The organism is Kitasatospora sp. NPDC087861, assembly GCF_044742585.1.
Lineage (GTDB): Bacteria > Actinomycetota > Actinomycetes > Streptomycetales > Streptomycetaceae > Kitasatospora.
This window is the reverse complement of sequence record NZ_JBIUUS010000002.1, coordinates 337,692-364,228: the sequence shown is the minus strand read 5'-3', so window position 1 is coordinate 364,228 and position 26,537 is coordinate 337,692. Positions and strand designations below refer to the sequence as shown.

Below are 26,537 nucleotides of genomic sequence, written 5' to 3'. Positions count from 1 at the left end.
CATGTGCGGCGTCACCGGCTGGATCGACTGGGACACCGATCTGCGCCACCAGGCGCAGACGGTCCGGGAGATGACCGCCACCCTGGCCTGCCGCGGCCCGGACGCGGACGGCGTCTGGCTCTCCCGGCACGCCGCGTTCGGCCACCGCCGGCTGTCCGTGATCGACCTGGACGGCGGTGCCCAGCCGCTCGCGGACCGCCGGGGGCCGGACACCGACGCCGTCCTCTGCTACAACGGCGAGCTCTACAACCACCGGGAGCTGCGCGCGCAGTTGGAGGCCCTCGGGCACGTCTTCCGGACCCGCTCGGACACCGAGGTGGTCCTGCGGGCCCACCTCCAGTGGGGCAAGGACGCGCCGACCAGGTTCAACGGCATCTTCGCCTACGCCCTGTGGGACGCCCGGCACGAGGAGCTGCTGCTGGTCCGCGACCACCTCGGCATCAAGCCGCTGTACTGGCACGCCCACCCCACCGGGGTGCTGTTCGGTTCCGAGCCGAAGGCGGTGCTCGCCAATCCGCTGTTCCGCGCCGAACTGGACGCCGAGGGCATCGCCGAGTTGTTCGCGCTGCCCGCCGCGCCGAGCGCCGGCCACGGGATCTTCCGCGGACTCCACGAGGTCCGGCCCGGTCACCTGGTGGTCGTCGGTCGTGGCGCCACCCGTGAGTTCCGGTACTGGCGGCTGGAGTCGGCCGAGCACCGGGACGACGCCGGGACCACCCGCCGGACCGTCCGGGAGCTGCTCGCGGACGCCGTCGAGCGGCAGCTGATCAGCGACGTGCCGCTGTGCACCCTGCTCTCCGGCGGCGTCGACTCGAGTGCGGTCACCGCACTGGCCGCGACCGCCCGCGAGCGCGCCGGCCAGGGGAAGATCGCCAGCTTCTCGGTGGACTTCCCCGGCAGCGCCGACCGCACCCCGGACGCCTGGCGGACCACCCGCGACGCCCCCTACGTGGCCGCCGCCGCCGAGCACATCGGCACCCTGCACACCACCGTGCTGGTGCCCGACGACGACCTGCTGGACGCCCGGGACGCGGTCCTGCGCGCCCGGGACCGGCCCGGCTGGGGCGAGATGGACGCCTCGCTGCACCTGCTCTTCCGCGAGGTGCGGCGGCGCTCCACGGTCGCGCTCTCCGGGGAGGCCGCGGACGAGATCTTCGGCGGCTACCCGTACTTCCACGACGCCGCCGCCGTCCACGCGCCGACCTTCCCGTGGCTGCACGGCAAGGCCACGCCGGCGGACCTGCTGCGCCCGGACGTCCGGGCCGAGGTGCGCCCCGAGGAGTACACCGCCGCCGCGTACCACCGCTCGCTCGGCGAGGTGTCGCGCCTGCCCGGCGAGCCGGCCGGCGACGCGCGGATCCGCGAGGTCTTCCACCTCGCGCTCACCCGCTGGCTCCCGCCGCTGCTGGACCGGGTGGACCGGGTGTCGATGTCGGTCGGCCTGGAGGTCCGGGTGCCGTTCTGCGACCACCGCCTGGTGGAGTACCTCTGGAACGTCCCGTGGGCGCTCAAGGCGCCGGAGGGGCGGGCCAAGGGACTGCTCCGGGACGCCGTCCGGGACCTGCTTCCGCCGCAGGTCACCGACCGGCCCAAGAGCGGCTACCCGTCCACCCCGGCCGTCCGCTACACGGAGGTGCTCACGGCCCGGGCGAACGAGCTGCTGGCCGACCCGAACGCGCCGGTCTTCGAGCTGGTGGACCGGGAGTCGGTCCGCAGACTGCTCGCCGAGGGCCGGCCGTTGCCCAGCCCGCGCACCGCGCCGAACCCGGTCGGCGGCCTCGACCACCTGGTCCAGGTCGACGAGTGGCTGCGCGCCTACCGGGTGGCGCTGCGATGAGCGGCTCCGCCCCGACCGCGACCACGGCGAAGGCCACCGCGCAGGCCACCGCGCAGGCCGCCGAAGAGGCCTTCCGGGCCGCCTCCCGCGGCTGGACCACCGGGGTCGCGGTGGTCACCACCCGCGCGGGCGAGGAGGTCTTCGCCAAGACGGTCTCCTCCTTCAGCACCCTCTCCCTCGACCCGCTGCTGGTCACCGTCGCGGTCAGTCGGCGCAGCCCGCTCGTGGCAGCGGTCCGCGCCTCCGGGCGGTTCGGCCTCTCGGTGTTGACGGATCGTCAGCCGAGTGTGGCCCGGCGGTTCGCCACCCCCGGGGCGGGGCGTGCGCTCGGCGGATTCACCGCGGTGCCGATGCGGACCGTGGCCACCGGCGCCCCGCTCGTCGAGGACGCCCTGGCCTGGTTCGACTGCGGGCTGCACGGCACCCTCCCCGGCGGCGACCACACCATCCTGGTCGGCCGGGTCGCCGCGGCGGACCGAGGTGCCGGCGACCCCCTGCTCTACCACGACGGCCAGTACCGCGTACTGGCCCCGACCCCCTTGAACACAACCGGAGTTGGCGCATGACACTGCTGGACACCATCCCCGGTCGCGGCGCGCCCGCCACCGCCCGCGGCCTGCTGACCGGCGACCGGTACCGGGCCGAACTGGACGACGGCCGCGAGCTCTACCTCGACGGTCAGCGCATCGCGAACCCCGCCGAGCACCCCGCGTTCCGCCCGGCCGTGGACGAGCTCGCCCGCCTGCTCGACCTCCAGCACGACCCCGCCCACCGCTCCCTGCTGACCTGGGAGGACCCGGACAGCGGCCTGCGGCTGGCCCGCGCCTACCAGCCCCCGCGCACCCTGGAGGACCTCCGGGTCCAGCGCCGGAGCGCCGAGTTGTGGCACGCCGAGGCGCTCGGACAGCAGGGCCGCTCGCCCGCCTTCATGGCCTCGATCGCCGTCGGCGTCTACGACTTCCGGCACCGGCTGGCCGAGGCCGACCCGCGCTTCGGCGCCAACGCCGAGGCGTGGTACCGCCACTGCGCCACCAACGACCTGGTCCTGTCGCACGCCCTCGGCGACCCCCAGATCGACCGCTCCGCCAACCCGCTGGACGACCCCGACCTCGCCCTGCGCGTCCTGGCGGAGAACGACAAGGGCATCGTGGTGCGCGGCGCCAAGCAGCTCACCACGCTCGCCCCGCTCGCCCACGAGGTGCTGGTCTACCTCTCGGCCTCGTTCACCGAGGGCCGGGGCGAGGAGTTCGTGGTCTGGTTCGCGCTGCCGCTCAACACCCCCGGACTGATCACCCTCGCCCGCGAACCGCTCGGCAGCGCCTCCTGGGGCCACGCCCACCCGCTCGGCGCGCGGTTCGACGAGCAGGACGCGATGCTCTTCTTCGACGACGTCCTGGTGCCCTGGGACCGCGTCTTCCTGCTGCGCAACGCGGACCTGGCGCGGACCGGCCTCGGCCGGATCAACGCCTGGAGCGCCTATGTCGGCCACATCCGCTACCGCGAACGGCTGCGGACCCTGCTCGCCGGCGCCACCCTGGTCGCCGAGTCGATCGGCGTCGACGGCTTCCGCAACATCCAGGAGGACCTCGGGCGGCTCGCCGGGTACGCCGAGCTGACCGAGTACTTCCTGGACGCCGCCGAAGCCCGCGGCGGCGTCACCGACGGCGGTCTGTTCGCCCCCGGCGACACCGCGGCCTCCCGGGTCTGGTCGGCCGAGGTGGCCGGCAGCGCGGTCGAGATCGTCCGCCGGATCGGCGCCTCGGGGCTGCTCATCCAGCCCACCGCCGGCGACCTCGCCAACCCCCGGCTGCGCCCGCACCTGGACCGCTACATGCGCGGCCGGGACATCGACGCCGAACGCAAGTCCCGGCTGTTCCGGATCGCCTGGGAGCTGACCGGCGACGGCTTCGGGCAGCGCCAGGACCTCTACGAGTACGTGCACCGGGGCGACCTGGCCCGCAACCGGATCAACATCTTCAAGCGCTACGACCAGAGCGCCGCCCGCGAGCGGCTGCTGCAGCTGGTCGACGGGACCGCCGCGGAGCAGCCCGCCGCACAACAGTCCGCCACCGCACAGCCGTCCACCGCACAGCCCGCCACCGTCGAGGAGAAGCAGCCGTGAGCACGTCCGCCGTCGAGATCCAGGCCCGTACCCTCGCGGGGTACGCCGACGCCAGCCGGCTGCGCCAGGTCCAGGACCGCGACTGGGTGCTCGACCAGGTCACCGGTGCCCCCGAGTCCCTGATCGACCTCGGCAGCGGGATCGGCCAGTTGCTGCAGTCCGCGCTGGAACGCTTCCCCTCCCTGCAGCGCGCCGTCGGCCTGGAGCGCTCCGAACACCGCATCGCCGAGGCCGCCGCCCGGCTCCGGCCGTACGGCGACCGGGTCGCCCTGCACCGGGCCGACCTCACCGTGCCCGAGCCGCTGCCGTTCCGGGCCGAGGTGATCACCCAGACCTCGGTGCTGCACTGGCTGTACCCGGACGAGGCGCGGATCTTCGCCTGGGCCGCCGCGCACCTGGCCCCCGGCGGCCGGTTCCTGCTCACCACCTACCACCCGGCCCGGGACGAGCACGGCCTCGGCGGCGAGGACGAGCTGGTCCGCGACGCCCTGGTCGCCCTCGGCACCCCGTACGACGAGGTTCCCGGCGTCCTCGAACGCGGCGGGGTGCTGCCGATCGCGACCCGGACCAGGACCGTCGAGGACCTCACGGCGGTGCTCGGCCCGCACCTCGAGGTCGCCGGCCACCTGGAGCGCGACGCCGTCGTCACCGTCGACGGCGCCGCCCGGTACGAGCACTTCCACGCCGCCACCTTCGGCGACTACTACAGTCGCCTGGTTCCGGCGGACCAGCGAGCGGCCTTCTTCCGTGCCGTCGGCGAGAGCGCCTGGCGCCGGCAGCAGGAGCGCGGCCACGTCAGCCACATGCCGGTCCGGCTCTGGGAGCTGACGTCTCGTTAACAGCATGTGTAGCCCGCCGTTCACCCCTGGGGTGAACGGCGGGCTACGCCTACGCTGGTGCGAGGGCTTGTCCGGCACCCCGTGCGTCGATGCGAAGCGACCTCTCGGACAAGCCCCGACCCGCACGCCCGAACCCGACAGCACCGACCACGGCCGAGGAGCTCCAACCGTGTCAACTCCCCCCGCCGGACGGGAACTCGGCGCCTTCCTGCGCGCCCACCGCGAACTCCTCAAGCCCTCCGACGTCGGCCTCACCGCCACCACCCGCCGCCGCACCCCCGGCCTGCGCCGCGAGGAGGTCGCCTCGCTCTCCGGCGTCGGCCTGGCCTGGTACACCTGGGTGGAGCAGGGGCGGGTCACCGCCTCCCGGCAGGTGCTGGAGGCGATCGCCCGCGTGCTGCGGCTGGACGCGGCCGGACTGCGGCACGCCATGCGCCTGGCCGGCTACCACGAGCCGACACCGGCCGTCGCCGCGAAGAACACCGGCCGGCTCGCCGAGGTCATCCGGCCGGTCCTGGACTCCTGGCCCACCAGCCCGGCCGTCCTGCTCGACCGCCACTTCGACCTGCTCGGGTGGAACGCCGCCTGGGCCGCGCTCTGGGGCTCGCCCGAGTGCGTCCCCGCCGACCGGCGCAACCTGATGTGGGTGATGGCCGCCGACCGGCGGCTGCGCGCGGTGTTCCACGACTGGGAACCGCTCGCGATGAACGTCTTCCAGCACTTCCGGGCCCAGGCCGGCCCGGCCCTGGCCGATCCCCGCACCGGCGAGGTGTACCGGCACCTGGACGAGGACGCACCGGAGCTCCGCCACTGGTGGGGGTGCCACTCGGTGGCGGAGCTGACCGTCCGTACCGTCACCGTCGAGCCGGCCGGACTCGGTCCGGTCCGACTGACCCTGTCGTCCTTCCACCCGGTGGACGACCCGACCGCGATGGTGCTGCTGTTCACTCCGGCCGACGCCGCCGACCGGGCCCGGATGTCCGAACTGGTCGAGCATCCGTTGCGCGCGGTCGGCGGCGCGGAGGAGGAGCGCCGGGTCGGCTGAGCCGTCGGCCGGACGGGGCTGCGGGGCGTGGAGCTCCCCGCGCCCCGGCGTCAGGCGTCCGGGGCGGTGGTCCGGCGCAGGCCGATGCTGACCGCCAGCGCGCCGAGCGCGGCCACCACCGCGAGCCCGGTGCCCACCAGCAGGGTTCCGTCCGAGACACTGCCGAACGCGCCGACCGCCCAGGCGCCGAGGCCGGTGCCCGCGTACATGGTCGAGGTCAGCCAGGCGCTGGAGGTCGCACGCAGCTCCGGGGCGATGGTGCCGGCCAGCGTCTGCTGGTCCGTCACGAAGCCGCCCGAGGCCAGGAACCACAGCACCACCCCGGCCAGGGCGAGGACCAGGCCCGGCCCCTTGGCCGCCACCGCGATGCCGACCGCCAACAGGACGCCCCACAGCGGGAGCAGCGGCAGGTCGGAGCGCCCGGCGGTCCTGGCCCGGTCACCGAGCCGGCCGCCCAGCAGCGAGCCGACCAGACTGCCCGCACCGACCAGCACGCCCACCAGGCCGAGCGCCTCCACCGAGAGGTCGAAGCGCTGCACCAGCACCGCGCCGAGGAAGGTGTACGCGCCCAGGTTGGCCGTGTGGAACACCGTGTTGACCAGCAGGGCGCGGCGCAGCGCCGGGTCGGCCCAGCCCGCCAGGATCGCCCGGACCGCCCCCACCTGCGGCGCGGCCGCCTGCGCCGTACGGCCCTGGACCTGGCGCAGCAGCAGCGGCACGGCCGCGGCGGTGCCGATGGTCAGCGCCCAGAACGCCGACCGCCAGCCGGCCAGCCCGGCGAGGAAGCCGCCGAGCGGCACGCCGATCACCTGCCCGCAGGAGAACAGCGCCATGCCCAGGCCGAGCGCCCGGCCGCGCACCGCGTCCGGCGCGGTCTCCGCGATGTGCGCCCAGATCGCCGGCCCGGCCGCGGCCGCCGCCAGCCCGGCCACCGCGCGGGAGACGACCAGCAGGGTCAGGTCGGTGGAGAGGGCAGCCGCCGCGTTCGACAGGACGAACAACAGGGTGCCGGCGACGAGGGTGCGGCGGCGGCCGAACCGGTCACTCAGCAGCCCGAGGAAGGGCGCCGCCACGGCGTACACCAGCACGTAGGCGGTGACGCTGGAGGCGGCGGCCGCCTCGCTGGTGTGGATCGAGTCCGCGATGGTCGGCAGCAACGGCGACACCAGGAAGGTCTCCGTGCCGAACAGGAACAACAGGACGAACACTCCGGCGTAGCGCCACCGGTCGAAGGTCTGTGCCGACGGTGCCAGGGGCGGGACGTCCTCGGTCCGGTCGGGCAGGGGCGGGTCGGAGATGCTGCTCACAGCGATCACCACCTTGTCGTGCGAGGGCGCGGCCGGGCCCTCGGACGGCAGGCGGAAGCGGCCGCGGTGGATGACGGGAGTCCGATGCGGTCATCCTGCGGACGACCCCCGCGGCCAGCCAGACAGGCGGTGATCCTGTGACCCCAGGTCACAGGCTGAGACGGGAGGCCCGAGCCGTCGGCCGGGCCGCCGTCGTCGTCGGTCAGGCGGTGACCTTGGCGGCGAAGGCGGTGAGATTCGCCACGGTCCGCCCGATCTTCTCCTCCACGGTGAGCGACTCGTGCAGCCACGTGCCGACGTCCTTCTCGCCGCGCACGTAGAGCGAGCAGGCGAGGTCGCTGCACGTGTACGCGCCCACGGAGTTGCCCTGTTTGCCGGCCTTCCCGGCGAGGGGCGCGACCAGGAGTGAGTCGCCCCCGGTGTGCGTGGTCACGCAGAGCGAGCAGATGGTGCGCCGGGCCTGCCAGGAGGCGGCGCCGGAGGAGCGCAGCGCGACCGCCACCGGCCGGCGGTGTCCGAGCGCTGAGGGGAGCAATGGATATCAACGAGTCAAAGTAGGATGGCTGGACTCGCGCGCTACGCGCGAAGACTTCCATGAATATGGAAAATGTCCGATTTTACCTCCCGCTTCACACGCACGGAGCCACCCTCATGGACAACCTGTCCACCGCCGCCACCGACGACGGCGCGATAGAGACCCGCGGTATCGAACCCGTCCCGGACCACGAGCGCCGGGGCAGGGTCCGCGAGCTCTTCCCGACCTGGGTCGCGGCGAACATCAGCGTCCTGCTGCTCACCATGGGTGCGGCCCTGGTGGTGTTCAACAAGCTGAACTTCTGGCAGGTCCTGATCGTCGCGGCGTGCGCCGCGGTCGCCTCGTTCGGCATGGTCGGCTTGTTGTCCGTCTCCGGGAAGTGGGGCGGGGCGCCGGGCGCGACGCTCTCACGGGCCACCTTCGGGGTGCGCGGCAACCTGTTCCCCGGCGCGATCCTCTGGATCGCCCGGTTCGGTTGGGAGACGATCAACGCCGTCACCGGTGCCTACGCCGTGCTGACCGTTCTCGACCTGCTCTTCGGCGTCAAGAGCAACACCGCGCTGATCGTCGTCACACTCGTGGGCTTCGTCGCCTGTACGTTCCTGGTCTCCGGGATGGGCCGGAAGGCGCTGAGCGTCTGCAACACCTGGTCGACGTACCTCTTCGGCGTCTTCAGCGTCCTGGTGCTGGGCTACCTGGTCGCGACCGTGCACTGGAGCGAGGTCTTCTCCAAGCCCGCGGGTACCACCGCGATGATGATCGCGGGCATCGGGACCATCGCCGCCGGCGGCATCAGCTGGGTCCCCACCGGCCCGGACTTCACGCGCTACCTGCCGCACGCCACCTCCGGTCGGAAGATCGCCGGTGTGACGGTTTCGGGCGCCGCGCTGGTGATGGTGCCGATGGTGCTGATGGGCGGGGTGATGGCGGTGGCCTCGCCCGGTCTGGCGGAGGCCTCGGACCCGGTTGCCTTCCTCGGCGACCTGCTGCCGACCTGGCTGGCCGTGCCGTACCTGCTGACCGCGATCGTGGGCATGATGCTGATCAACAGCCTCTCGATGTACTCGGCCGGCTTCACCGCCCAGACCATGGGCGTGAAACTGCCGCGCGCCACGGCCGTGAGCATCAACGCCGTGATCTCGCTGATCGGTGGTCTGATGCTGATGCTGGTGGCCAAGAGCTTCCTGGGCTCCTTCATCACCTTCCTGATCCTGCTCGCCGTCTCCTTCTCGGCCTGGATCGGGGTCTACGCGGTGGACATGTGGCGGCGGCGGTCGCGTGCCGTGCGCTACGACGCCGCCGCGCTGATGGACACCGGCCGGAGCAGCCGGTACTGGTACGTGGGCGGCTTCTGCTGGCAGGCGATGGTGTCCTGGGTGGTCGCGCTGCTGCTCGGCCTCGCCTTCACCAAGTGCGACTGGTTCGCCGGCCCGTTCTCCGGCACGCCCATCGGTGAGTACGGGCTCGCCTGGGCGGCGACCATCGTGATCTCCGGCGTGATCATGGCCGTGCTCCCCGCGCCCCGGGAGAACGCGCCCGCCGCCCCCGAGGAGGCCTCCGCCGTCACGGCCGAGCGGGTCACCGTCTGACCCGAACGCGCGAACACCCGGGCGCGCGAAGGCGCGAACACCCGGGCACCGACCGCCCGGTCGCCGGCACACCTGAGCCGGCGGCCGGGCGGTCGGCGTTCGCGGGTACCGGTGCCGTGCCGCCCGCCCCCTGACGATCGGGGTCGAGGACGGCCCCGGCGCCGGCAGCGGGCTCGGGGTGACTCGTTCTGGGGAATCGCTGCGTGGTAGCGGGACACCGTGCGAGGTCTGCGGAAGGGTGGTGCCCTCCGGTCCGGGGTCGTGCGGTGTGACGGTCACGGTCGACCGGGGCATTCCGAAGAGGCGACGGTGGCATGACAGTTCCGGAGACCGCGGGGGCCGGCACGGCCAGGCGCGACGATTTCACCGAGTTGTACCGGCGCGTCTCGGATGCCGGCCTGCTGCGAAGGCGGCCGCTGTACTACCTGGGCAGGAGTTCGGCCCTGATCGTCGCCCTGGGCCTGCTCCTGGCGGCGTTCGCCGCACTCGGCGCGACCTGGCGCCAGCTGCTCCTCGCCCCCCTCTTCGCCTTCGTGCTCGGTCAGTTGGCCCTGCTCGGCCACGACGTCGCGCACCGCGCGGTGTGCACCGGCCGCCGGTCGACCGATCTGGTGGGGATCCTCCTGGGGAACCTCGTCGTCGGGATGAGCTACGGGTGGTGGGTGAGCGACCACAACCGCCACCACGCGCAGCCGAACCGCGAGGGGCACGACCCCGCCGCCGACTCGATCCTGTTCGTCAGGACCGCCGAACAGGCCGGCCGGACCACGGGGGTGCGACGGTTCGTCGCCAGGCACCAGGCGGAGCTGTTCCTTCCGCTGCTCTCGTTGCAGGCGCTCGGCCTCGCCGTCGCCACCTGGCTGACCCTGACCCGGGGTTCGGTCCGGTACCGGACCCTGGAACGGACGCTCGCCGCGCTGCACTACCTCCTGGCAGCGGCCCTGGTGGTCGTCGTCCTCACACCGCTCCAGGCCCTGGCCTTCGTCGTGCTGTTCGGCGCCGTCTTCGGCGTCTACCTGGGATGCATCTTCGCGCCGAACCACAAGGGCATGCCGATGACCGGCCGCGACGCGGAGCGCACGGACTTCCTCCGCCGGCAGGTGCTCCCCTCCCGCAACCTCCGGGCGGGCTGCTTCGTCCACTTCCTGTTCGGCGGCCTCGGCTACCAGATCGAGCACCACCTCTTCCCCGCCATGCCGGTGGTGGCGCTTCGGTCCGCCTCGCGCATCGTGCGCGGCTACTGTGCCGAGATCGGCCTGGAGTACTGCGAGGCCGGCCTCGTCGAGTCGTTCCGGGAGATCCTGCGGGATCTGCGCTCGGTGGGCCGCGCCGCCACGGCGGATCGGTCCGTACGGCCGTCCCGGCGGACCGAGGGCGCCCGGTGACCAGGGCCCCTTCCGAGCGGCCGCCCGTTGCGGAGGCTCCGGTGCGCGGCGCTGAGCGGCTCCGTGTCGTGGTCGTCGCCGAGTCCTTCGCGCCGCAGGTCAACGGGGTGGCCCACAGCGTGCTCAGGACGGCCGACCACCTCGTGTCCCGGGGACACACCCCGATCGTCGTCGCGCCGGCGGTGGCCGACCGGCGGCGTGGCAGTGACATCCCGGACTCGGGCTACGGCTACCGGGTCGTCCGGGTCCCGTCCGTCGCGCTGCCCGGCTATCCGGACGTGCGGATCGCGCTCCCGGGGCGGCAGGTGGCCGACGCGATCGAGCTGTACCGCCCCCATGTGGTCCACCTGGCCGGGCCGTTCGTGCTGGGCGCGGCGGGGCGGTCCGCGGCCGGCCGGGCCGGGATTCCGGTGGTCGCCGTGTTCCAGACCGACATGGCCGCCTACGCCCGGACCTACCTGCCGGTGGCCGGAGGCGTCTGGGAGCGGCTGGCCTGGCGGCAGATCCGGCGCATCCACGCGACGGCCTCGCGGACGCTGGCCCCGGCCGAGGCGTCGTGCCGCGCCCTGGCGGCGCACGGCGTGCCACGGGTCCACCTGTGGCCCCGAGGTGTGGACTCCGTGCGGTTCGATCCCCGGCACCGCGACGAGGCGTTGCGCCGTCGACTCGGGCCCGGCGGCGAGGTGCTGGTCGGATACGTCGGGCGACTGGCGCCGGAGAAGCAGGTCGACCGGCTGGCGGAGGTGTCCCGGATCCCGGGCGTACGGCTGGTGGTCGTCGGTGACGGGCCCTGCCGGCCGCGGCTGGAGACCGGACTCGTGGACGCGGTCTTCCTGGGCAGCCGGACCGGGCACGAACTGGCGCGGCTCTACGCCTCGTTCGACGTGTTCGCCCACGCGGGGCCGTTCGAGACCTTCGGGCAGACGGTCCAGGAGGCCATGGCGAGCGGGCTGCCCGTGGTCGCCCCGGCCGCCGGCGGCCCGCTGGACCTCGTACGGCCGGGGCGGACCGGCTACCTCGTCCCGCCCGGTTCGGGGGAGGCGTTCCGGGCGGCCGTGGAACGGCTCGCCCGGAACAGCGAACTGCGCGCGACGCTGGGGAGGGCCGGGCGTGCCGCCGTGGCGGAACGCAGCTGGGCGGCGGTCGGGGACCAACTCGTCGGGCACTACCGGCTCGCCATCGCCGAGACGGCCCGGCAGGGCCACGAGTGAGCCGGTGCGCAGACGGCGACCGGCGCAGACGGCGACCGGCGCAGGCGACGACCGGTTCGGACGACGACCGGTTCGGACAACTCCCGAAGGAGCAGATCTCCATGCAGCCGACCGTGCAGCCGACCCTCGCGGTCGAGCACGTCCGCAGCGCCGACCCGCTGACCGACACCGCCGTGTTCCTGCACGGCCTGGGCGGGTGGACCCACAACTGGGCCGGGCTGATCGACCTCGTACGGACGTCGGTGCACTGCCTGGCCGTCGACCTCCCGGGCTTCGGCCGCTCGGCGCCCCCGCTCGACGGGGACATCACCGTCGAGCGACAGGCCGCGGCCGTGGCCCGCTTCCTCGACCGCGCCGGGCACCGCCGCGTGCACCTGGTCGGCAACTCCCTGGGCGGCCTGATCGCCCTGCGCCTCGGCGCGTACCGGCCGGACCTGGTCCGCACGCTGACGCTGATCTCGCCCGCGCTGCCGGTCGTCCCGCCGTACCGGGCCCTCCAGGTGGCCCTGCTCGGGCTGCCGGGCGTCCCGCGGCTCTACTCCCGGCGCCTGGCGGCGCAGAGCCCCGACAGCCAACTGGACGAGCTGTACCGGCTGATCTACGCGAACCCCGCGCTCGTCGGCGCCGAGCAGCGGGCGGTCGAGGAACGCGAGCGCCGCCGCCGGGCGGAGCTGCCGTACGCGCAGGACATGCTCGGCGAAGGGGCCCGCGCGCTGGTCCGCGCCTTCCTGCGGCGGGGGGAGGCGTCGGCGTGGCGGCAGGCGCGCCGGGTCACCGCGCCCACCCTGCTCGTCTACGGGCGGGACGACCGGCTCGTCCCCTTCCGCACGGCACGGCGCGCCTACGCGGCCTTCCACGACGTCCGCCTCCTCACCCTGCCCGGCGTGGGCCACGTCGCCATGCAGGAGCGGCCGGCCGCCGTGGCAGCGGCCTTCCGCGCCCTGCTCGGCGAGGCGGACCGGGGACCTGCCGCAGCGGGGGGCGGCGGCCGCGCACGGACGACGTCGGATCCGGCGACCGGGCTCGCCTGAACAACCACGTGTGCGTCGGACCGCTGCTCAGGACGGCCGGGTGGGCCAGGAGCGCACTCCCACGGCAGGAGCGCGCACCGACGGCGGAGGGCTCCCTCGCGACGCGTCGCGAGGGAGCCCCAGGTGCCGGGTGGGCGGTGGCGGACGGTCAGTGGCCGCCGTGGATCAGGTTGACGGAGAAGGCGCGGTCGGTGGAGACGGCCGGCGTCCTGATCTGCGTGACGCCGGTCGCGGCGTCGTAGTACCAGCCCGAGGAGGCCGAGTCGAGCGCGGCCGCCGAGTCCAGCCGGGGCAGCGGTCCGCCCTGGGTGACCACCAGTTGCGGGGCGGGCTGGCCGTGCACGCTGAAGCGGTACCCCCGACTGGCCGGCTTGCCGGTGTAACTGCCCACGCTGGCACCGACCGTGACGGTGGTGACGGCGCGGTTGGCGTGGACGTCCACGCGCTGGGTGGCCGAGGACCCGGCGTTGAACTGCCGGGTGACACCGTCGTCCTCGTACAGGGTGTAGGACGAGTCGCCCTGCGGGTAGAGGTCGTAGTCGAGCTCGCCGCGGTCCCGGTTCTCCCAGGACAGCGTGCCCTTGGGCCACATCGGGACGATCGAGCCGCCCTTGACGAACAGCGGCAGGGTGTCGAGCGGGGCGGAGTAGCCGTTGATCGTGGTGGGGCCCTGGTAGGTGCGCCCGGTCCAGTAGTCGGTCCAGGTGCCCTCGGGCAGGTAGATGCCGTCGCGCGTGGTGGTGTCCGAGTAGACCGGCGCGACCAGGAAGTCCGGTCCGGCCAGGAACTCGTACTTCGCGTTCGGGCCGAGGGCGGCCGGGTCGTCCGGGTACTCCAGGGCAAGCGGGCGCACCGCGCCGATGCCGGTCCTGGTGGCCTCCGCGGACAGGGTGTACATGTACGGCAGCAGCCGCTCCTTCAGCTGCAGGTACTTGCGGTTGATCGAGGTGTAGGGCTCGCCGTCCAGCCAGGGCTGCTGGTCGCGCTGCTCCGTGCCGGCCATGTCCTTGGCCCAGCCGTCCATGGTCATGATGGCCGGGAGGAAGGCTTTCCACTGCAGGTCGCGGGTGTACATCTTCGGGTCGCGCCGGAAGATGGAGCCGACGTCGCCGGTGTCGTAGGCGATGCCGGACATGGTCGCGCCGGCGTAGGTGGGGATCTGCCAGCGGATGTAGTCCCAGGACAGGCTCTGGTCACCGCTCCAGAGCACGCCGCAGCGCTGGGCGCCGGCCCAGGAGACGGGCAGCCAGACGAAGCCGCGGGCGTCGCTGTTGTCCTCGATGCCGGACTTGGCCTGGTCGCAGGCGTTCAGCGCGAAGTCGTAGCCGTTGCCGACCCAGGCGACGTCGAGCTTGCGCACCCGGACGCCGGCCTTGACCTCCTCGGCCTGGTTGGGCAGGCCGTTCTGGGTCCAGAGCCCGAGCTGGGCGTGGTCCTTGCGCAGGCCCTCGCCGGTCTGCGGCAGGTTCTCGTAGCCGCAGCCGTAGCCGTCGTTGACCAGCATCCAGCCCAGCGGCATCTGGTTCTGGACGTAGCCGTCGGCGACCTTCACCGCGTCGAGGGTGTGGCGCTCGCCGCGGTTGGCGTTGTGCAGGTAGCAGTCGGAGTCGCCGGGCTCCAGGCCGTAGACGGGCGGCATGAAGGGCTTGCCGACCAGCGCGGTGTACTGGCCGATCACCGACTTGACGTCGCCGGTGAAGTAGTAGGCGTCCAGACGCCGTTCCTGCTGCCCGGTGCGGACGGGCGAGCCGAAGTCGTAGAGGCCCGGTGCGAAGGTGTTGCGGAAGACCCCGTAGCCGGCGCTGGAGACGTAGAAGGGCTGCGAGTTGTTGTAGCCGCCCTCGTTCCAGTTGGTGCTGTTGGCGACGTGGATCGTCTGGTCGCGGTGGGAGAAGCTGCCGTTCTGCTCGCCGCCGCCGAAGAACTGCTCGTCGGCGCCGCGGGTGAGGCTCTGCCGCAGCCCGCTGGTGCTCCAGCGCAGCGGGGCGTCCTCCTGCCAGACGGCGGTGCGGTCGTCGGCCCGGTACAGGCCGAACCGCAGGGGGTGCTTGTAGACCCGCAGGACCACGTCCTTGGCGCGGATGCCGTAGTAGGCGCCGGCGTCGAAGGTGCTGGTGTCGCGCTGGGGTTCGGGCTGCTTGCGGATGATGGTGCGGCCGGCCGGGTCGGTGAGGACGCCGTCCGGGGCGGCCTGGAGGCGGAGTTGGTCGTCGGCGAGGAAGTCGACCTTGGCCTTGAGGGTGCCGGCGGCGATGTCGTAGCTGCCCTGGGATCCGGAGAAGGCCGTCAGGTCGCCCGCGTCGGCGGTCTGCGGCAGGTAGGCCCGGCCGGTGTAGGAGCCGCCGTGCACGTCGTAGGGGACGACCAGCACGTGGTAGGTGCCGGAGGCCTGCGGGATCACGGTGGCCTCGGGGTCGGCGGTGCCCGCGCTCTCGGCGACCTCCTTGCCGTTGGCGTCGTAGATGTAGAGGTCGAAGTCGTCCGTGGCGTTCTGCCACTGGACGGAGACCGGGACGCCGCCCTCGGGGTTGTCGGCCCAGTAGCCGGCCGGGACGTTGACGGTGAGGTCGAAGTGGTCGCAGACCGCGCCGCCCGGGTCCTGGGCGGCGGACGGGCAGGCGGTGGCGCCGCCGAGGGTCCCCTTGGCGTACTGGGGGCTCTGCCAGGTCACGCTCTGGTGGCCCTGGTCGAGGACGGCGGAGCCGGGGGTGGCGGCCCGGGCCGGAAGGGTGGGCCCGGCCGCGGCGGCGATGCTGGTCAGGGCCACGGTGAGGGCGGCCCGGCGGAGGCGATGTCGAACCAAGCGCACGGTGTGTTCTCCCGTTCAATGAGCAAGAGATGTTCACTTACTGCGCGAATCTGCTTGAACTAGGGGATTTTCAAGCAACATTCACAGCGACTGCCGGTACATGTCAATGGCGGTACGGTCCTTGACGGCACGTCGGGCCCGCGCCCGCCGGCGTCCCGGTGGTCACGCAGGGGGTTACGCGGGGTGGTCCCGCAGGACGACGGACCGGGTGAGGTGGCGCGGCCGGTCCGGGTCGAAGCCGCGCGCCTCGGCGACCGCGACGGCCAGCCGCTGGGCCCGGACGAGGTCCGCCAGCGGGTCCAGGTCGGCCGTGGCGTCGCCGGATTCGGCGACCAGGAGGCCGCCGACCCGGGTGATGTCCTCGGTCAGCCCGGCGGGCAGCGGGCCGAACGCCCAGGCCACCCGGCCCGGCGCGGTGATGCTGATCGGCCCGTGCCGGTACTCCATGGCCGGGTACGCCTCGGTCCAGGCGCCGGCCGCCTCGCGCATCTTCAGCCCGGCCTCCAGCGCCAGCCCGTACGTCCAGCCGCGGCCCAGGAAGGTGAACTGCTCGGCGCCGCGCACCTCGGCGGCCAGGGGTGCCGCGACGGCCCGCCCGGCGTCCTGCACCGCCCGGGCCAGCGGGCGGACCCCGTCCGGCAGGGCGCCCTCGGCTTCCAGGTGGGCCCGGAGCAGGGCGAGCACGGTGGTGGCGAAGCGGGTCTGCACCACCGACCGCTCGTCGGCGAAGTGCAGGACGGCGACGGTGTCGGCCACCGCCATCACCGGGGTGGCGGGATCGGCCGTGATGGCGGAGGTGGGCACTCCGGCGGCGCGGGCCCGGTCGAGCAGGTCCAGCACCTCGGTCGTGGTGCCGGAGCGGGAGATGGCCAGGATCCGGTCGTAGCCGCGTCCGGGCGGGAACTCCGAGGCGGCGAACGCGTCCGTCACCCCGTGGCCGCCGCTCTCGCGCAGCGCCGCGTAGGCCTGGGCCATGAACCAGGAGGTGCCGCAGCCGGTGACGGCGACCCGCTCGCCTCGGCGCGGCAGCGCGGGGGCGTACCGGGGCAGGGACTCGGCGGCCCGGCGCCAGCACCCGGGCTGCGAGGCGATCTCGGTGGAGGTGTGGGAGGGCGTGGTGGAGGTCATGGGCGACTCCTTCGGAAGGGATGCCAGGCTGGAGGCGGCTCGGGCTACTTGACCGATCCGGCGGTCAGTCCGGAGACCACGTGCCGCTCGATGACGGCGAACAGCACCACGACCGGCACGATCGCGACGACCGACCCGGCGAACAGGTAGTTCCACTCCACGGTGTAGTTGCCGATGAAGCCGTTGATGCCGACGGTGAGGGGCTGGCTCTTCGGGGCCGTCGACAGGGTCAGGCCCATCACGAACTCGTTCCAGGCGGAGATGAAGGTGAAGATCAGCGCGGTGACGACGCCGGGCAGGGCCAGCGGCAGGACCACCCGGCGCAGCGCCCCGAGCCGGCCGAGGCCGTCGATCATCGCAGCCTCCTCCAACTCGACCGGGATGGAGCCGATGTAGGCGGTGAGGATCCAGACGGCGAAGGCCAGGTTGAAGGCGGCGTTGCAGAGGATCAGCGTCCAGACCGAGTTGAGCATGTCCAGCTGGTAGAACTCGCGGTAGAGGCCCACCAGCAGCGAGGTCGGCTGGAACATCTGGGTGACCAGGACGAGGAGCAGGAAGAGCTTGCGGCCCCGGTACCTGACCCGGGCGGTGTAGTACGCGGCGGGCAGCGCGACCAGCAGCGCCAGCACGGTGGAGCCGCCGGCGACCAGCAGGGTGACCTTCAGGTTGTCGCCGAGGGTCGAGTCGCGCCAGACGTCGACGAAGTTGGACCAGGCGAAGTGCCGTGGCAGGTACGTCGCGTCGCGCAGTTCGTCGGCCGGGCGCAGCGCGGTGACGGCCATCTCCAGGTACGGCAGCAGGAAGACCGCCGCCAGCAGCCAGGCCACCGCCGCCACGACCAGGGTGCGCGGCCGGATCCGCCGCCCGGGCGGGCGGGCCGTCAACGCTCCTCCCCGTTCCAGCGGCTGACCTTGAGGAAGACCAGCACCATCAGCACCACCAAGGCGAAGTTGACCACCGACATGGCCGCGGACTCGCCGATGTCGGTGGTCTTGAGCTGGTACATGAACACCGTGGTGGTGGCCGTCGCACTGCCCGGGCCGCCCTGGGTCATGCCCCAGATGACGGGGAAGGAGTTGAAGACGTTGATCAGGTTGATCACGACGCCGACCAGGAAGGCCGGGCGCAGCAGCGGCAGGGTGATCCGCAGGTACGCCTGCCACGGGGAGGCGCCGTCCACCCTGGCCGCCTCGTACACCTCGCCGGGGACGGTCTGCAGCCCGGCGAGCAGGGTGTAGGTGGTGAACGGCAGCGAGACGAAGACGGCGACGAAGACCATCCAGGGCCAGGCGGTCGAGGGATCGCCGAGCCAGTCCCGGGGTCCGTCGACCAGGCCGAGGTCGGTCAGCGCGGTGTTGAGCACCCCGGCGGTCTGGTTGAGCATCCACCGGAAGCCGATGGCGGTCATCAGGACGGACGCGGCCCAGGGGGCGATCAGGGCCCAGCGGGCGAACCGCCGCCCCGGGAACCGCTGGTTGAACAGCTGGGCCAGGCCGAGCGAGAGCAGCATCGTCAGGCCGACGACGGCGAGCGTCCAGACCACCGTCGAGATCAGCACGTGGCCGAGGTCGGCCTCGCCGAACAGCTTGCGGTACTTGTCCAGCCCGGCGGAGCCGCGGACGAACCCGCTGGTGCTGATCCGCAGGAACGAGGTTCGGACCATCTCGTAGACGGGCCACAGGACGACGCACAGGATCAGCAGGACGGCGGGGGCGATCCACGGCAGCGGTCCGAGCCTGCCCGGGCGCGAACCCGTCGATGCGCGCCGGCCGGGCCTGGAGGCCTTGCGGGCGGGGGAGTTGAGGGACAACGCAGGGTGCCTTTCGGGCGGAGCGCGGAGGGTGCCGTCCGGGCGCGGCGGGATCGCCTGCCGGGACGGCTGGGCGCGCCGGGACGGCCGGTGCCGGGGCGCGGGCTACTTGTTCGCGACGGCGTCCTTGGCCTTCTTCTGCAGGTCGCCGAGCACCTTGGCCGGGTCACCGGTGACGGCGGTGCCGATGCTCTTCTTCAGTTCGGCCGAGACCGCGTCCCAGGTGGTGTCGCCGAGCGGGTAGAAGGCGGCCTGCGGCAGGAGGGCGAAGAACGGTTCGAGGTCCTGGTGCTTGCCGCTGGCGGTCATCTCGTGCAGCGTGCTCTGGGTGACCGGCATCAGGTTGTAGGTCTCGTCGAACGCGAGCGTGTTCTCCTTGGAGTACGCGAAGTCGAGGAACTTCCTGATCTGGTCGCGGTGGCCGTTCTTCTTGAAGGCCATCGTCCAGTCCGCGACGCCGAGGGTGGCGGCGAGCGGGGCCGACTTGCCCGGGATGGGCGCGACGCCGTAGTCGACCTTGCCGTCCTTGGCCATCTGGATCAGCGAGGGGTGGCCGTTGAGCATGCCCGCCTTGCCCGCGGCGAAGTCGGCGAACGCGGTCTTGCGGTCGGTGGTGGCCGGGTTGGCGTAGGTCAGGCCGGGGTCGACGAGGTTGGCCTTGAGCCAGCGGAAGGTGTCGACGTTGGCCGGGCTGTCGAGGGTGTACCCGCCGTCCTTGCCGGTGGGGCCGCCGCCGTTGCCGAGCTCCCAGATCATGCTCTCGCCCTGGGCCTCCTCCGGGCCCAGCGGCAGCGCGTACGGGGTGACCCCGGGGGCCTTGGCCTTGATGAGCTCGGCGTCCTTGCGCACCTCGTCCCAGGTGGCGGGCGGCTGGGTGATGCCGGCCTGCTGGAAGACGGCCTTGTTGTAGAACAGGGCGCGGGCGGAGGAGACGAACGGGATGCCGTACTGCACGCCGTTGACCTGCCCGGCCTGGGCGAAGGTCGGGATGAAGTCGGCCCGGGTGTCGGCCGACAGCACGTCCTCGGCCTTGTAGAGGAGGTCGTCGGCGACCTTGTCCGCGTAGCCGCCGGTCTGCAGGACGTCCGGCACGTTGCCGCTCTGGATCATCGTCTTGACCTGGGTGTCGATGTCGTTCCAGTTGACCACCTGGACGTCGACCTTGATGCCGGGGTTGGCCGCGGTGAACGCGGTGGCGACGCCGTTCCAGTAGGTCTTCGAGCTGTTGGACTCCTTCTCGCCGTAGTCGGCGGCGACGAGCTTGAGCGTCACACTGCCGCCCGCGGCGCTGCCGCTGTCACTGCCACTGCCACTGCCGCCGCCGCACGCCGTGAGGGCGAGGGCGCCGGCGGCACACATCGTCGAGAGGGCACGTACACGCTTGTTCACCGCAGTTACCGCCTTTGCACGCCGCTTGATCCAAAATGCTTGAAAAGAGCTGGTTCTGAGCAGATTCGAAAGAGCTTGCTGCGTCGGGCAGTATTCACGAGGCGGACCGGCGGGTCGAGGTGTCGTCCGGATGTCGTTATCGGACCGTTGCATGCCAACTGGCGGCACAACAGAACGCCCGGCCGGGAGAATCCGGCCGGGCGCCCCGTGTGAACAGGTCAGACGCGCGAAACCCGCACCCCGCAGGCGGCGATCGCCTGCTCCTGGGACACCGTCGCCTCGTCGTCGGTGACGAGGTCGTGCACCTCGTCGAGCGGGCAGATCTTGGCGAAGGTGACCCGGTCGATCTTGGTGCTGTCCGCCAGGACGACCGACCGTGCGCTGCTGCGCATGAACGCGCGGTCGGTCTGCGCCTCCATCTCGTCGTGCGTCGTGCAGCCCTCCTGGGCGGTCAGGCCGTCCACGCCGATGAACGCGATGTCCAGGTGGTACTGGGCGAGCATCCGGTCGGCGGCCGGCCCGACCAGCTCGTAACTGGTCGTCCGGGCGATGCCGCCGACCACCACCAGGCGGATCTCCGGCCGGACGATGAGGTCGGCCGCGATGTTGACGGCGTTGGTCACGATGGTGATCCCGCTACGCTCGGCCAGCACCCGGGCCAGCTCGCTCGTCGTCGTGCCGCCCGTCAGACCCACCACGGCGCCGTCCGGCACCAGGCGCTCGGCCGCGAGGGCGATCCGCCGCTTCTCCGCCTGCCGCTTCCCGTGCTTGTGGCGCAGCGGCAGTTCGAGATTCACGGCACCGGTGACCGCCCCGCCCCGGGTGCGGTGCAGCAGTCCCTGGTCGTGCAGTTCCTGCAGGTCGCGGCGGACGGTGGCCGGCGACACCTCCAGGAGCCCGGCCAACTCGTGTACGTCGGCGCTGCCCGCCTCGGTGATGTGCGACAGGATCCGGGCGGTGCGGTCGGCTTTGAGCATGGCGGAAGTCTAGAGTGTGCCCACCGCCAGCCGCGCGAACACGATCCCTGCGCAGAACGGCTCATCGCGCAGGCCGGGTGCGCAACTCCCGTGGCGGGGACCGCCGCCAGGGCCTGTCCGGGCCCCGGTTCGCGGTTCGTGCTAGACCACCAGGCGCAGCCGGTTCTGGGCCACGCCGATCCGGACGCTCTGGCCCCAGGTCAGTTCCAGCGCGTCCGCCTCGATGCCGTCGCCGAAGGCGACCAGCCGCTCGGACTCGACGGTCAGCACCAGCCGGTGGCCGGCGTCCAGCACGCCGTGCACCCGGCTGGTGCCGGTGGTGGGGGAGGGCCAGGCCTCGCGGACGAACCAGGCGAGCGCCGGTGCCGCGGCCTCCGGCAGGGCGAGCGGGCCGCCGCGTTCCAGCCAGGCGGAGCGGCACCAGCCGGTCGCGCCGGTGCCGGTGCCGACCAGGACGCCCGACGAGGCCTGCGGCTCGGCCCCCTCCCCGGTGAGCACCGGGTCCCCGGTGACCGCCAGCCGGTAGCGGGCGGTCTGGTGGCCGGCCTGGCCGACGTACACCTCGTTGAGCGCGAGCAGCCGCTGGGTGTCGTCCGCGACCGCCTCCACCATGGTGCGCTCCTCGACGTGCCGGTCCGCGCCGCGGGCGACGGTGGCGGGCAGCAGGACGGCGAGCGCGGAGGCGCGGTGCCGGACCAGGATGCCGGGGTTGCGGCCCGGGTCGGCGTCGACGCCGATCACCGGCTGCCCGTCCAGGTACTTGGCGGCGTTGGCGACCAGTCCGTCCTGGCCGACCACGACCACCACGTCCTCCGGCTCGAACGGGAAGCGCGGCAGGTCGGTCCGTTCGACCCGGGTGCGCCGCCAGTCCAGCGGTACGGCGGCCGCGGCCCGGGCCAGGGCCGCGGCCTGCCGGTGGTGGCGCTGCTCCACCTCGTCGACCGAGCGGCCGCGGGAGGACAGGAAGAACGCCGCCTGCCCGGGTGTGCCGTGGTGGGCGAGCAACTCCTCGTACTCGGTGCGGCGGTGCACCAGGACCGCCCGCGGGGCGAGGCTCACCGCTCGGCCCCGCCGGTCGGGGCACCGAGCTTCGCCAGCAGTCCGGTCAGCACGTCAGGGGTGAGGGTGATGCTGTCGATGTGCGGCAGGTGCTCGGCGAGCCGCATCAGGGCGAGGGCCCGCAGGACGGCCGGGTCGGCCTGCTGGTGGGCGGTGAGCCAGGCCGCCTCGGCGGCGGCGCGGGCGTCGCCGAGGGCGCGGGCGGCGTCCGCCTCGGCGGCGGCCAGCCGGGTGCGGCGCTCGGCTTCGGCCTCGGTGCGGACCCGGTCGGCGACCGCCTGCTCCTCGGCCTGGAGCCGGCTGTTGGCACCCTGCTGGGCGAGCAACTGCTCTTCCCGGCGCGCGAGTTCGATCCGGTTGGCGAGCTCGTTCTCGGCGATCCCGCGTTCGTGCTCGACGGCGACGGCGCGCCGCTCGAAGGTGGCCCGGTCCGCCTCCTGCTGGACCAGTTCCCGGGCGGGCGTGCGCAGCGCCCGCTCCACCTCGGGCTCGGGGCGCAGCGCGACGACCCGCACGGCGATCACCGCGAGCCCGGTCTCGGTGATCCGGGCTTCGGCGGCGAGACCGGTGGCCATCCGCTCGCGCACGGCGCTGACGCCGTCGACCAGGGCGGTGGCCAGCGGGGTGCGGGCGAGCAGGCCGAGCGCGTGCTGCTGGGCGGTCTCGGTGAGCAGGGTGGCGAGCTGGTCCAGCGGGGCCGAGCGCCAGGCGCCGGTGTCCGGGTCGATGCCGAAGTCCACCCGGTTCGCCGCGATGGCGGGCTCGGTGATCCGGTAGGTGAGCGTGGCCTGGACGGTGACGTCCTGGAAGTCGGAGGTGCGGGCGTGGAAGAGCATGGCGAGCTCGCGGTCGTCCACCGGCACCTCGGAGAGGGCGGCGGGGAGCGGGCGGAACCAGAAGGCCAGTCCGGTGCCGTCGTGGGCGGCCTTGCCGCGGTGCAGGTGGCGGATGTGGGCGGTGGGGGCGGCGCGCAGGTGGCGCAGTCCGAAGCGTCGGGTGATGTCGGCCATGGGATCGGCACCTCTTCTCGTCATGAAGACGATAAAGGTGCCGATCGGATCTCGTCAAGATGACGAAAAGTAGGTGTGGCCCCGTCGGGCGGGGCGTCACCTGGTGGCGAAGACCCAGCGGTTGGCGGCGAGGGCGTCGTGGGGTTCGGGGCGGGGGCCGCGACCGTAGTGGCGGGTGAACTCGAACGGGGTGTGGGCGGTGGTGGACCAGCCGCGGGAGGTGAGATCGGCGGCGGTGTCGGGGCGGGGGTCGTCGTCGAACAGGGCGAGCAGGTCGACGCCGATCCGCTCACGGGCGGCGGTGTAGACGGGGTTGTCGCGGACCGCCGCGGGCTCCGGCCCGATCACGGCCTCGTACGCCAGGGTGCTGGTGGCGGCACTGAGGCGGTCGACGGTGGCGACGAGCCGCCGCTCGGCGGCGCCGGGCAGGTAGCGCAGCAGGCCCTCGGCGAGCCAGGCGGTCGACTCGGCGGGGTCGAAGCCGGCCGAGGTGAGGGCGTCGGCCCAGTCGAGGCGCAGGTCGACGGCCACGGGTACGCGGCGCGCCGTGGGCCGGGCGTCGAGCCGGTCGAGGACGCGCTGCTTGAACGCGAGGACCTCGGGCCGGTCGAGTTCGAAGACGGCCAGGCCGGGCGGCCAGTCGAGCCGGAAGGCCCGGGAGTCCAGGCCGGCGCCGAGCAGGACCACCTGGCGGGCGCCGAGGTGGGCGGACCAGAGCAGCTGGTCGTCCAACGCCCTGGTCCGCAGGGCGAGGTAGCGGCCGAGCCGCCCCCAGAGCGGGTCGGCCTCGCCGTCCGGGACGTCCCGGGGGTGGAGCGGCCAGTCCGCGGTCGCCGGGACGGCGCGGACGAAGTGCTCGGCGTAGTCGTCCCGGGTGAGGGCGTCGGAACGGTGGGTCTCGATCGCCCGGGCGGCGGCGACCATCAGGGCGGTCAGTCCGACGCCCTCGTCGACGCCGGTACGGGTTCGGGCCGCGGCGGCCATGGTCCCTCCTGCTGTTCGGAGACTTCGGGAAGCCGTGACCAGACGGCGGATCGGTCGTGGGTGGTGACGCGGGCGCCGTAGACCCGGCGCATGAACCGCAGGACGGTGTCGTCGGACAGGTGCAGGGCGGCGGTGCAGTCGCTGAGCACCGTCACGTGGAAGCCCTTCTGGAAGGCGGTGCGCGCGGAGCTGTCGACGCAGACGTCGGCGAACACGCCCGTGAACACCAGGTGGTGGACGTCGCGGCGGGCGAGGTGGGCCTCGAAGCCGTCGCTGAGGAAGGCGTCGAAGCAGGCGAGCTTGGTGAAGACGGCCTCGCCGGGCACGGGCGCCACGGCGTGGAACTGGGCGCCCCAGCTGCCGTCCAGGCACTTGGGGCGCTTGCCGAGGGTCGCGTCGCGGTGGCGCCAACTGGCGCCCTGGTGCTCGGGGTCGCCGAGGAAGCGGACGTGGAGGACCTCGATGCCGTGTGCCCGGGCGGCCTCGACGGCGCGGGCGGTGTTCGCCGCCACGGTGGCGAGCCGCGCCGGGTCGCCGGGGTAGCGGGCGGCGGCGACAGGGCCGGCGCAGAAGTCGTTCTGCAGGTCGACGACGACCAGCGCGGTCCGGTCTGTCGCGGTGCGGTCCGTGGCGGCGCCGGCCGTCGCGTCGCGGTTCGTCGCCGGCTGGTCCGTTGCCGGCTGGTCCGTTCCCTGCTGGTCCGTTGCCGGCCGGTCCGTCGTGGCGCTCACGGCCGGGCCGTCGGCGCGGTGTCGGGGGCCCGGCCGTCGAGTGCGGCGAGCACCGCGTCGACCACGGCGGTGGTGGAGTGCCGTCCGCCGAGGTCGGGCGTGCGGATGCCCTGCTCCTCGGCGGCGTGCAGTGCCTGCTCGACGGCGGCCACGGCACCCGGGCAGCCCGCGTGTCGTTGGGCGATCAGAGCGGCGGCGCGCAGGGTGGCGGTGGGGTTGACGGTGTCCTTCCCGGCGAGGTCGTCGGCGGATCCGTGTACGGTCTGGTACTCGACCAACTCCCGCAGCTCCGGGTGGAGATGGACGTTCTCCGTGCAGCGGTTCTCCTGCCGCTCGGCGCCGAACCGGTCGAGCAGGACGACGTGCATGATGTCGGCCCACTCGTTGCCCGCCACGATCACCGTGCGGTCGGCGAGGCCGTGCGTGATCAGGTTGCGGTTCACCGTGTCGGGCTGGAACAGCCGTACCTCCACGCCGAGTCGGCGGGAGATCTCGGAGACCCAGCGGTCCAGGGCGCCGTCCAGCAGGTGGAACTTGTAGGCCATGACGATCTGGGCCGGTCCGTCGTCGGGCCACTCCCGCCGGGCGCGCCGGAGGGCGAATTCGAGGACCTTCGCGGTGATCTCCCGGCTGAACTCCATGGTGCGGGTGACCACGCCAGGGGAGTGCAGGTTCTCCCCGGTGTAGAAGCCCTGGGCCTCGTCCCGGACCAGCAGCAGGGCGGCGTCGCCGGCGGCGATCGGCTCGACCTTGACGGCCTGCAGGCGTTGGCGCACCAGGTAGAGCGACTGGGCGTTCATGGCCGTGCGGAAGACGGCCGGTGTGCCGCGCCGGGCCTGCTCCCGGCAGAACCGTTCGTAGTGCGCGGCGTCCTCCTCGGTGAGTCGCCGGATCTGCTCGGTGTCCGTCACCTCCTCCTTGAGCGACACGTAGGAGTGGTAGGTCCGAGGGGAGCGGACGAGCTCGATCCCGGTGTCGTACAGGCCCGCGATCCGGCTCAGGGTCCGTTCGAAGACGGTCGAGAGTTCCGCGCCCGTTCCCCTGCCCACGGCGAGTGCGACAACAGGTTTCACCTTGCTCCTTCGCTGGTGCGTCCGGTCCGCGGTTGCGGTTGCGGTTGCGGGCGAGGCCCGGGTCAGGCGGCGGGGATGCCGACCAGGAGGTCGGCGGGGATGCCGCCCTTGTCCGGGGCGTAGAAGTCACGGATCTCGGCGGCCCAGGCGGCGACCGTGACGCGGTCCTCGGGGGTGGGGTCGAAGGCGTCGAAGAGGGCGTCGATGTTGGCGCGTTCGAAGCCGATCGCGGTCATCAGTGCCACGAACCGGGGGCGCTCGATGAGGCCGTCGCCGTCCGGGTCGCCGAGTGCGGCGAGCGCGTCGGCGAACTCGCCGGCGGTGGGGGCGAAGCGCTCGGGCGAGAGCACGAAGCCGCTGAACTCCTCGCGGCTGATCACGCCGTCGCCGTTGGTGTCCAACTCGGTGGCCAGGGTGACCCAGTAGCGCTGGAAGGCGGCGCGGATCGCGGTCTTCGCGGCCTCGTCCGAGTCGGCGGCGGCCGCGACCACGCGGTCCGTCATCAGGTCGAAGTCGTCGGCCTCGATGACGCCGTTGCGGTTGGCGTCGAACAGGGCGAAGACGAGGTCGATCCGCCGGGTGGCCTCAATGAGCATGCGCCACTGCCTCTTTCCGTGCGTTCACGCGTTCGGGTGGGAGCGGATGGTCCGCGTCCGATCGGTGTCC

22 protein-coding genes and 1 pseudogene are annotated in these 26,537 nt (G+C 73.0%); 9 read left to right on the top strand and 14 right to left on the bottom strand.

Features of this window, described 5'->3' with window-relative positions; translation table 11 throughout:
* Position 1: 1 nt before the first annotated feature.
* From asnB to ACIOJE_RS04305, 5 genes are all read left to right on the top strand, one after another.
* Entirely contained in the window at positions 2–1,837 is a 1,836-nt protein-coding gene (asnB, locus tag ACIOJE_RS04325; protein WP_400773213.1) for an asparagine synthase (glutamine-hydrolyzing), read from the top strand.
* On the top strand, positions 1,834–2,403 hold the full coding sequence (locus ACIOJE_RS04320; RefSeq protein WP_400773211.1) for a flavin reductase family protein: 570 nt from the start codon (positions 1,834–1,836) through the stop codon (positions 2,401–2,403). Before asnB ends, ACIOJE_RS04320 begins: the two co-directional genes overlap by 4 nt.
* Positions 2,400–3,959 (top strand): 4-hydroxyphenylacetate 3-hydroxylase family protein, encoded by a 1,560-nt coding sequence (locus tag ACIOJE_RS04315; RefSeq protein WP_400773210.1) that lies wholly within the window; start codon positions 2,400–2,402, stop codon positions 3,957–3,959. Before ACIOJE_RS04320 ends, ACIOJE_RS04315 begins: the two co-directional genes overlap by 4 nt.
* Complete coding sequence (locus ACIOJE_RS04310) at positions 3,956–4,798, top strand: class I SAM-dependent methyltransferase (RefSeq protein WP_400773208.1); 843 nt, start codon at positions 3,956–3,958, stop codon at positions 4,796–4,798. The genes ACIOJE_RS04315 and ACIOJE_RS04310 overlap by 4 nt, the downstream gene beginning before the upstream one ends.
* A gap of 169 nt (positions 4,799–4,967) precedes the next feature.
* On the top strand, positions 4,968–5,843 hold the full coding sequence (locus ACIOJE_RS04305) for a helix-turn-helix domain-containing protein (RefSeq protein ID WP_280681510.1): 876 nt from the start codon (positions 4,968–4,970) through the stop codon (positions 5,841–5,843).
* 50 nt (positions 5,844–5,893) lie between these two features.
* Here ACIOJE_RS04305 and ACIOJE_RS04300 read toward each other — a convergent pair whose 3' ends face one another.
* Both ACIOJE_RS04300 and ACIOJE_RS04295 read right to left on the bottom strand, forming a co-directional pair.
* Positions 5,894–7,150, bottom strand: a complete 1,257-nt coding sequence (locus tag ACIOJE_RS04300; protein ID WP_280681509.1) for an MFS transporter — start codon at positions 7,148–7,150, stop codon at positions 5,894–5,896.
* A gap of 202 nt (positions 7,151–7,352) precedes the next feature.
* Positions 7,353–7,658: pseudogene (locus tag ACIOJE_RS04295) on the bottom strand (FBP domain-containing protein); the annotation flags it as partial.
* A gap of 143 nt (positions 7,659–7,801) precedes the next feature.
* On the opposite strand from ACIOJE_RS04295, the gene ACIOJE_RS04290 reads away from it, so the two are divergent.
* From ACIOJE_RS04290 to ACIOJE_RS04275, 4 genes are all read left to right on the top strand, one after another.
* On the top strand, positions 7,802–9,274 hold the full coding sequence (locus tag ACIOJE_RS04290) for a purine-cytosine permease family protein (RefSeq protein WP_400773205.1): 1,473 nt from the start codon (positions 7,802–7,804) through the stop codon (positions 9,272–9,274).
* Positions 9,275–9,588: 314 nt separating this feature from the next.
* Positions 9,589–10,659, top strand: a complete 1,071-nt coding sequence (locus tag ACIOJE_RS04285) for an acyl-CoA desaturase (RefSeq protein WP_400773204.1) — start codon at positions 9,589–9,591, stop codon at positions 10,657–10,659.
* 41 nt (positions 10,660–10,700) lie between these two features.
* The gene (locus ACIOJE_RS04280) at positions 10,701–11,870 is read left to right on the top strand and encodes a glycosyltransferase family 4 protein (protein ID WP_400773202.1); all 1,170 of its coding nucleotides are present in this window, start codon (positions 10,701–10,703) and stop codon (positions 11,868–11,870) included.
* 101 nt (positions 11,871–11,971) lie between these two features.
* The gene (locus tag ACIOJE_RS04275; protein ID WP_400773200.1) at positions 11,972–12,901 is read left to right on the top strand and encodes an alpha/beta fold hydrolase; all 930 of its coding nucleotides are present in this window, start codon (positions 11,972–11,974) and stop codon (positions 12,899–12,901) included.
* A gap of 148 nt (positions 12,902–13,049) precedes the next feature.
* Here ACIOJE_RS04275 and ACIOJE_RS04270 read toward each other — a convergent pair whose 3' ends face one another.
* The 12 genes from ACIOJE_RS04270 to ACIOJE_RS04215 all read right to left on the bottom strand — a co-directional run bounded on the left by ACIOJE_RS04270 (position 13,050) and on the right by ACIOJE_RS04215 (position 26,467).
* Entirely contained in the window at positions 13,050–15,704 is a 2,655-nt protein-coding gene (locus ACIOJE_RS04270) for a TIM-barrel domain-containing protein (RefSeq protein ID WP_400773199.1), read from the bottom strand.
* A gap of 180 nt (positions 15,705–15,884) precedes the next feature.
* Entirely contained in the window at positions 15,885–16,838 is a 954-nt protein-coding gene (locus ACIOJE_RS04265) for an SIS domain-containing protein (protein ID WP_400773197.1), read from the bottom strand.
* A gap of 44 nt (positions 16,839–16,882) precedes the next feature.
* Positions 16,883–17,722 (bottom strand): carbohydrate ABC transporter permease, encoded by an 840-nt coding sequence (locus ACIOJE_RS04260; protein WP_400773196.1) that lies wholly within the window; start codon positions 17,720–17,722, stop codon positions 16,883–16,885.
* Entirely contained in the window at positions 17,719–18,648 is a 930-nt protein-coding gene (locus tag ACIOJE_RS04255; protein ID WP_280681491.1) for a sugar ABC transporter permease, read from the bottom strand. The genes ACIOJE_RS04260 and ACIOJE_RS04255 overlap by 4 nt, the downstream gene beginning before the upstream one ends.
* 105 nt (positions 18,649–18,753) lie before the next feature.
* A complete protein-coding gene (locus ACIOJE_RS04250) occupies positions 18,754–20,007 on the bottom strand; it encodes an extracellular solute-binding protein (RefSeq protein WP_400773194.1) in 1,254 nt (417 codons plus the stop codon).
* A gap of 248 nt (positions 20,008–20,255) precedes the next feature.
* Positions 20,256–21,014, bottom strand: coding sequence for a DeoR/GlpR family DNA-binding transcription regulator (locus tag ACIOJE_RS04245; RefSeq protein ID WP_280681483.1), 759 nt, complete (start codon positions 21,012–21,014; stop codon positions 20,256–20,258).
* A 141-nt stretch (positions 21,015–21,155) separates the two neighbouring features.
* Complete coding sequence (locus ACIOJE_RS04240; protein ID WP_400773192.1) at positions 21,156–22,073, bottom strand: hypothetical protein; 918 nt, start codon at positions 22,071–22,073, stop codon at positions 21,156–21,158.
* Positions 22,070–23,083: an SPFH domain-containing protein gene (locus ACIOJE_RS04235; protein WP_400773190.1), complete on the bottom strand. Its 1,014-nt coding sequence runs from the start codon at positions 23,081–23,083 to the stop codon at positions 22,070–22,072. The genes ACIOJE_RS04240 and ACIOJE_RS04235 overlap by 4 nt, the downstream gene beginning before the upstream one ends.
* Before the next feature lie 96 nt (positions 23,084–23,179).
* On the bottom strand, positions 23,180–24,067 hold the full coding sequence (locus ACIOJE_RS04230; protein ID WP_400773188.1) for an SAM-dependent methyltransferase: 888 nt from the start codon (positions 24,065–24,067) through the stop codon (positions 23,180–23,182).
* Entirely contained in the window at positions 24,016–24,666 is a 651-nt protein-coding gene (locus ACIOJE_RS04225; protein ID WP_400773416.1) for a cysteine hydrolase family protein, read from the bottom strand. Before ACIOJE_RS04225 ends, ACIOJE_RS04230 begins: the two co-directional genes overlap by 52 nt.
* A gap of 128 nt (positions 24,667–24,794) precedes the next feature.
* Positions 24,795–25,871, bottom strand: coding sequence for an isocitrate/isopropylmalate family dehydrogenase (locus ACIOJE_RS04220; RefSeq protein WP_400773186.1), 1,077 nt, complete (start codon positions 25,869–25,871; stop codon positions 24,795–24,797).
* 62 nt (positions 25,872–25,933) lie between these two features.
* Positions 25,934–26,467 carry an EF-hand domain-containing protein gene (locus tag ACIOJE_RS04215; protein WP_400773184.1) on the bottom strand — a complete coding sequence of 178 codons (534 nt, stop codon included), beginning with the start codon at positions 26,465–26,467 and terminating at the stop codon, positions 25,934–25,936.
* Between the last annotated feature and the right edge of the window lie 70 nt (positions 26,468–26,537).

What these genes read in the sequence shown, in the direction of transcription:
- asnB (WP_400773213.1), top strand. Translation starts at nt 2, where the DNA reads ATGTGCGGCGTCACCGGCTGGATCGACTGGGACACCGATCTGCGCCAC.
- ACIOJE_RS04320 (WP_400773211.1), top strand. Translation starts at nt 1,834, where the DNA reads ATGAGCGGCTCCGCCCCGACCGCGACCACGGCGAAGGCCACCGCGCAG.
- ACIOJE_RS04315 (WP_400773210.1), top strand. Translation starts at nt 2,400, where the DNA reads ATGACACTGCTGGACACCATCCCCGGTCGCGGCGCGCCCGCCACCGCC.
- ACIOJE_RS04290 (WP_400773205.1), top strand. Translation starts at nt 7,802, where the DNA reads ATGGACAACCTGTCCACCGCCGCCACCGACGACGGCGCGATAGAGACC.
- ACIOJE_RS04285 (WP_400773204.1), top strand. Translation starts at nt 9,589, where the DNA reads ATGACAGTTCCGGAGACCGCGGGGGCCGGCACGGCCAGGCGCGACGAT.
- ACIOJE_RS04275 (WP_400773200.1), top strand. Translation starts at nt 11,972, where the DNA reads ATGCAGCCGACCGTGCAGCCGACCCTCGCGGTCGAGCACGTCCGCAGC.
- ACIOJE_RS04265 (WP_400773197.1), bottom strand. Translation starts at nt 16,838, where the DNA reads ATGACCTCCACCACGCCCTCCCACACCTCCACCGAGATCGCCTCGCAG.
- ACIOJE_RS04250 (WP_400773194.1), bottom strand. Translation starts at nt 20,007, where the DNA reads ATGTGTGCCGCCGGCGCCCTCGCCCTCACGGCGTGCGGCGGCGGCAGT.
- ACIOJE_RS04245 (WP_280681483.1), bottom strand. Translation starts at nt 21,014, where the DNA reads ATGCTCAAAGCCGACCGCACCGCCCGGATCCTGTCGCACATCACCGAG.
- ACIOJE_RS04235 (WP_400773190.1), bottom strand. Translation starts at nt 23,083, where the DNA reads ATGGCCGACATCACCCGACGCTTCGGACTGCGCCACCTGCGCGCCGCC.
- ACIOJE_RS04230 (WP_400773188.1), bottom strand. Translation starts at nt 24,067, where the DNA reads ATGGCCGCCGCGGCCCGAACCCGTACCGGCGTCGACGAGGGCGTCGGA.
- ACIOJE_RS04215 (WP_400773184.1), bottom strand. Translation starts at nt 26,467, where the DNA reads ATGCTCATTGAGGCCACCCGGCGGATCGACCTCGTCTTCGCCCTGTTC.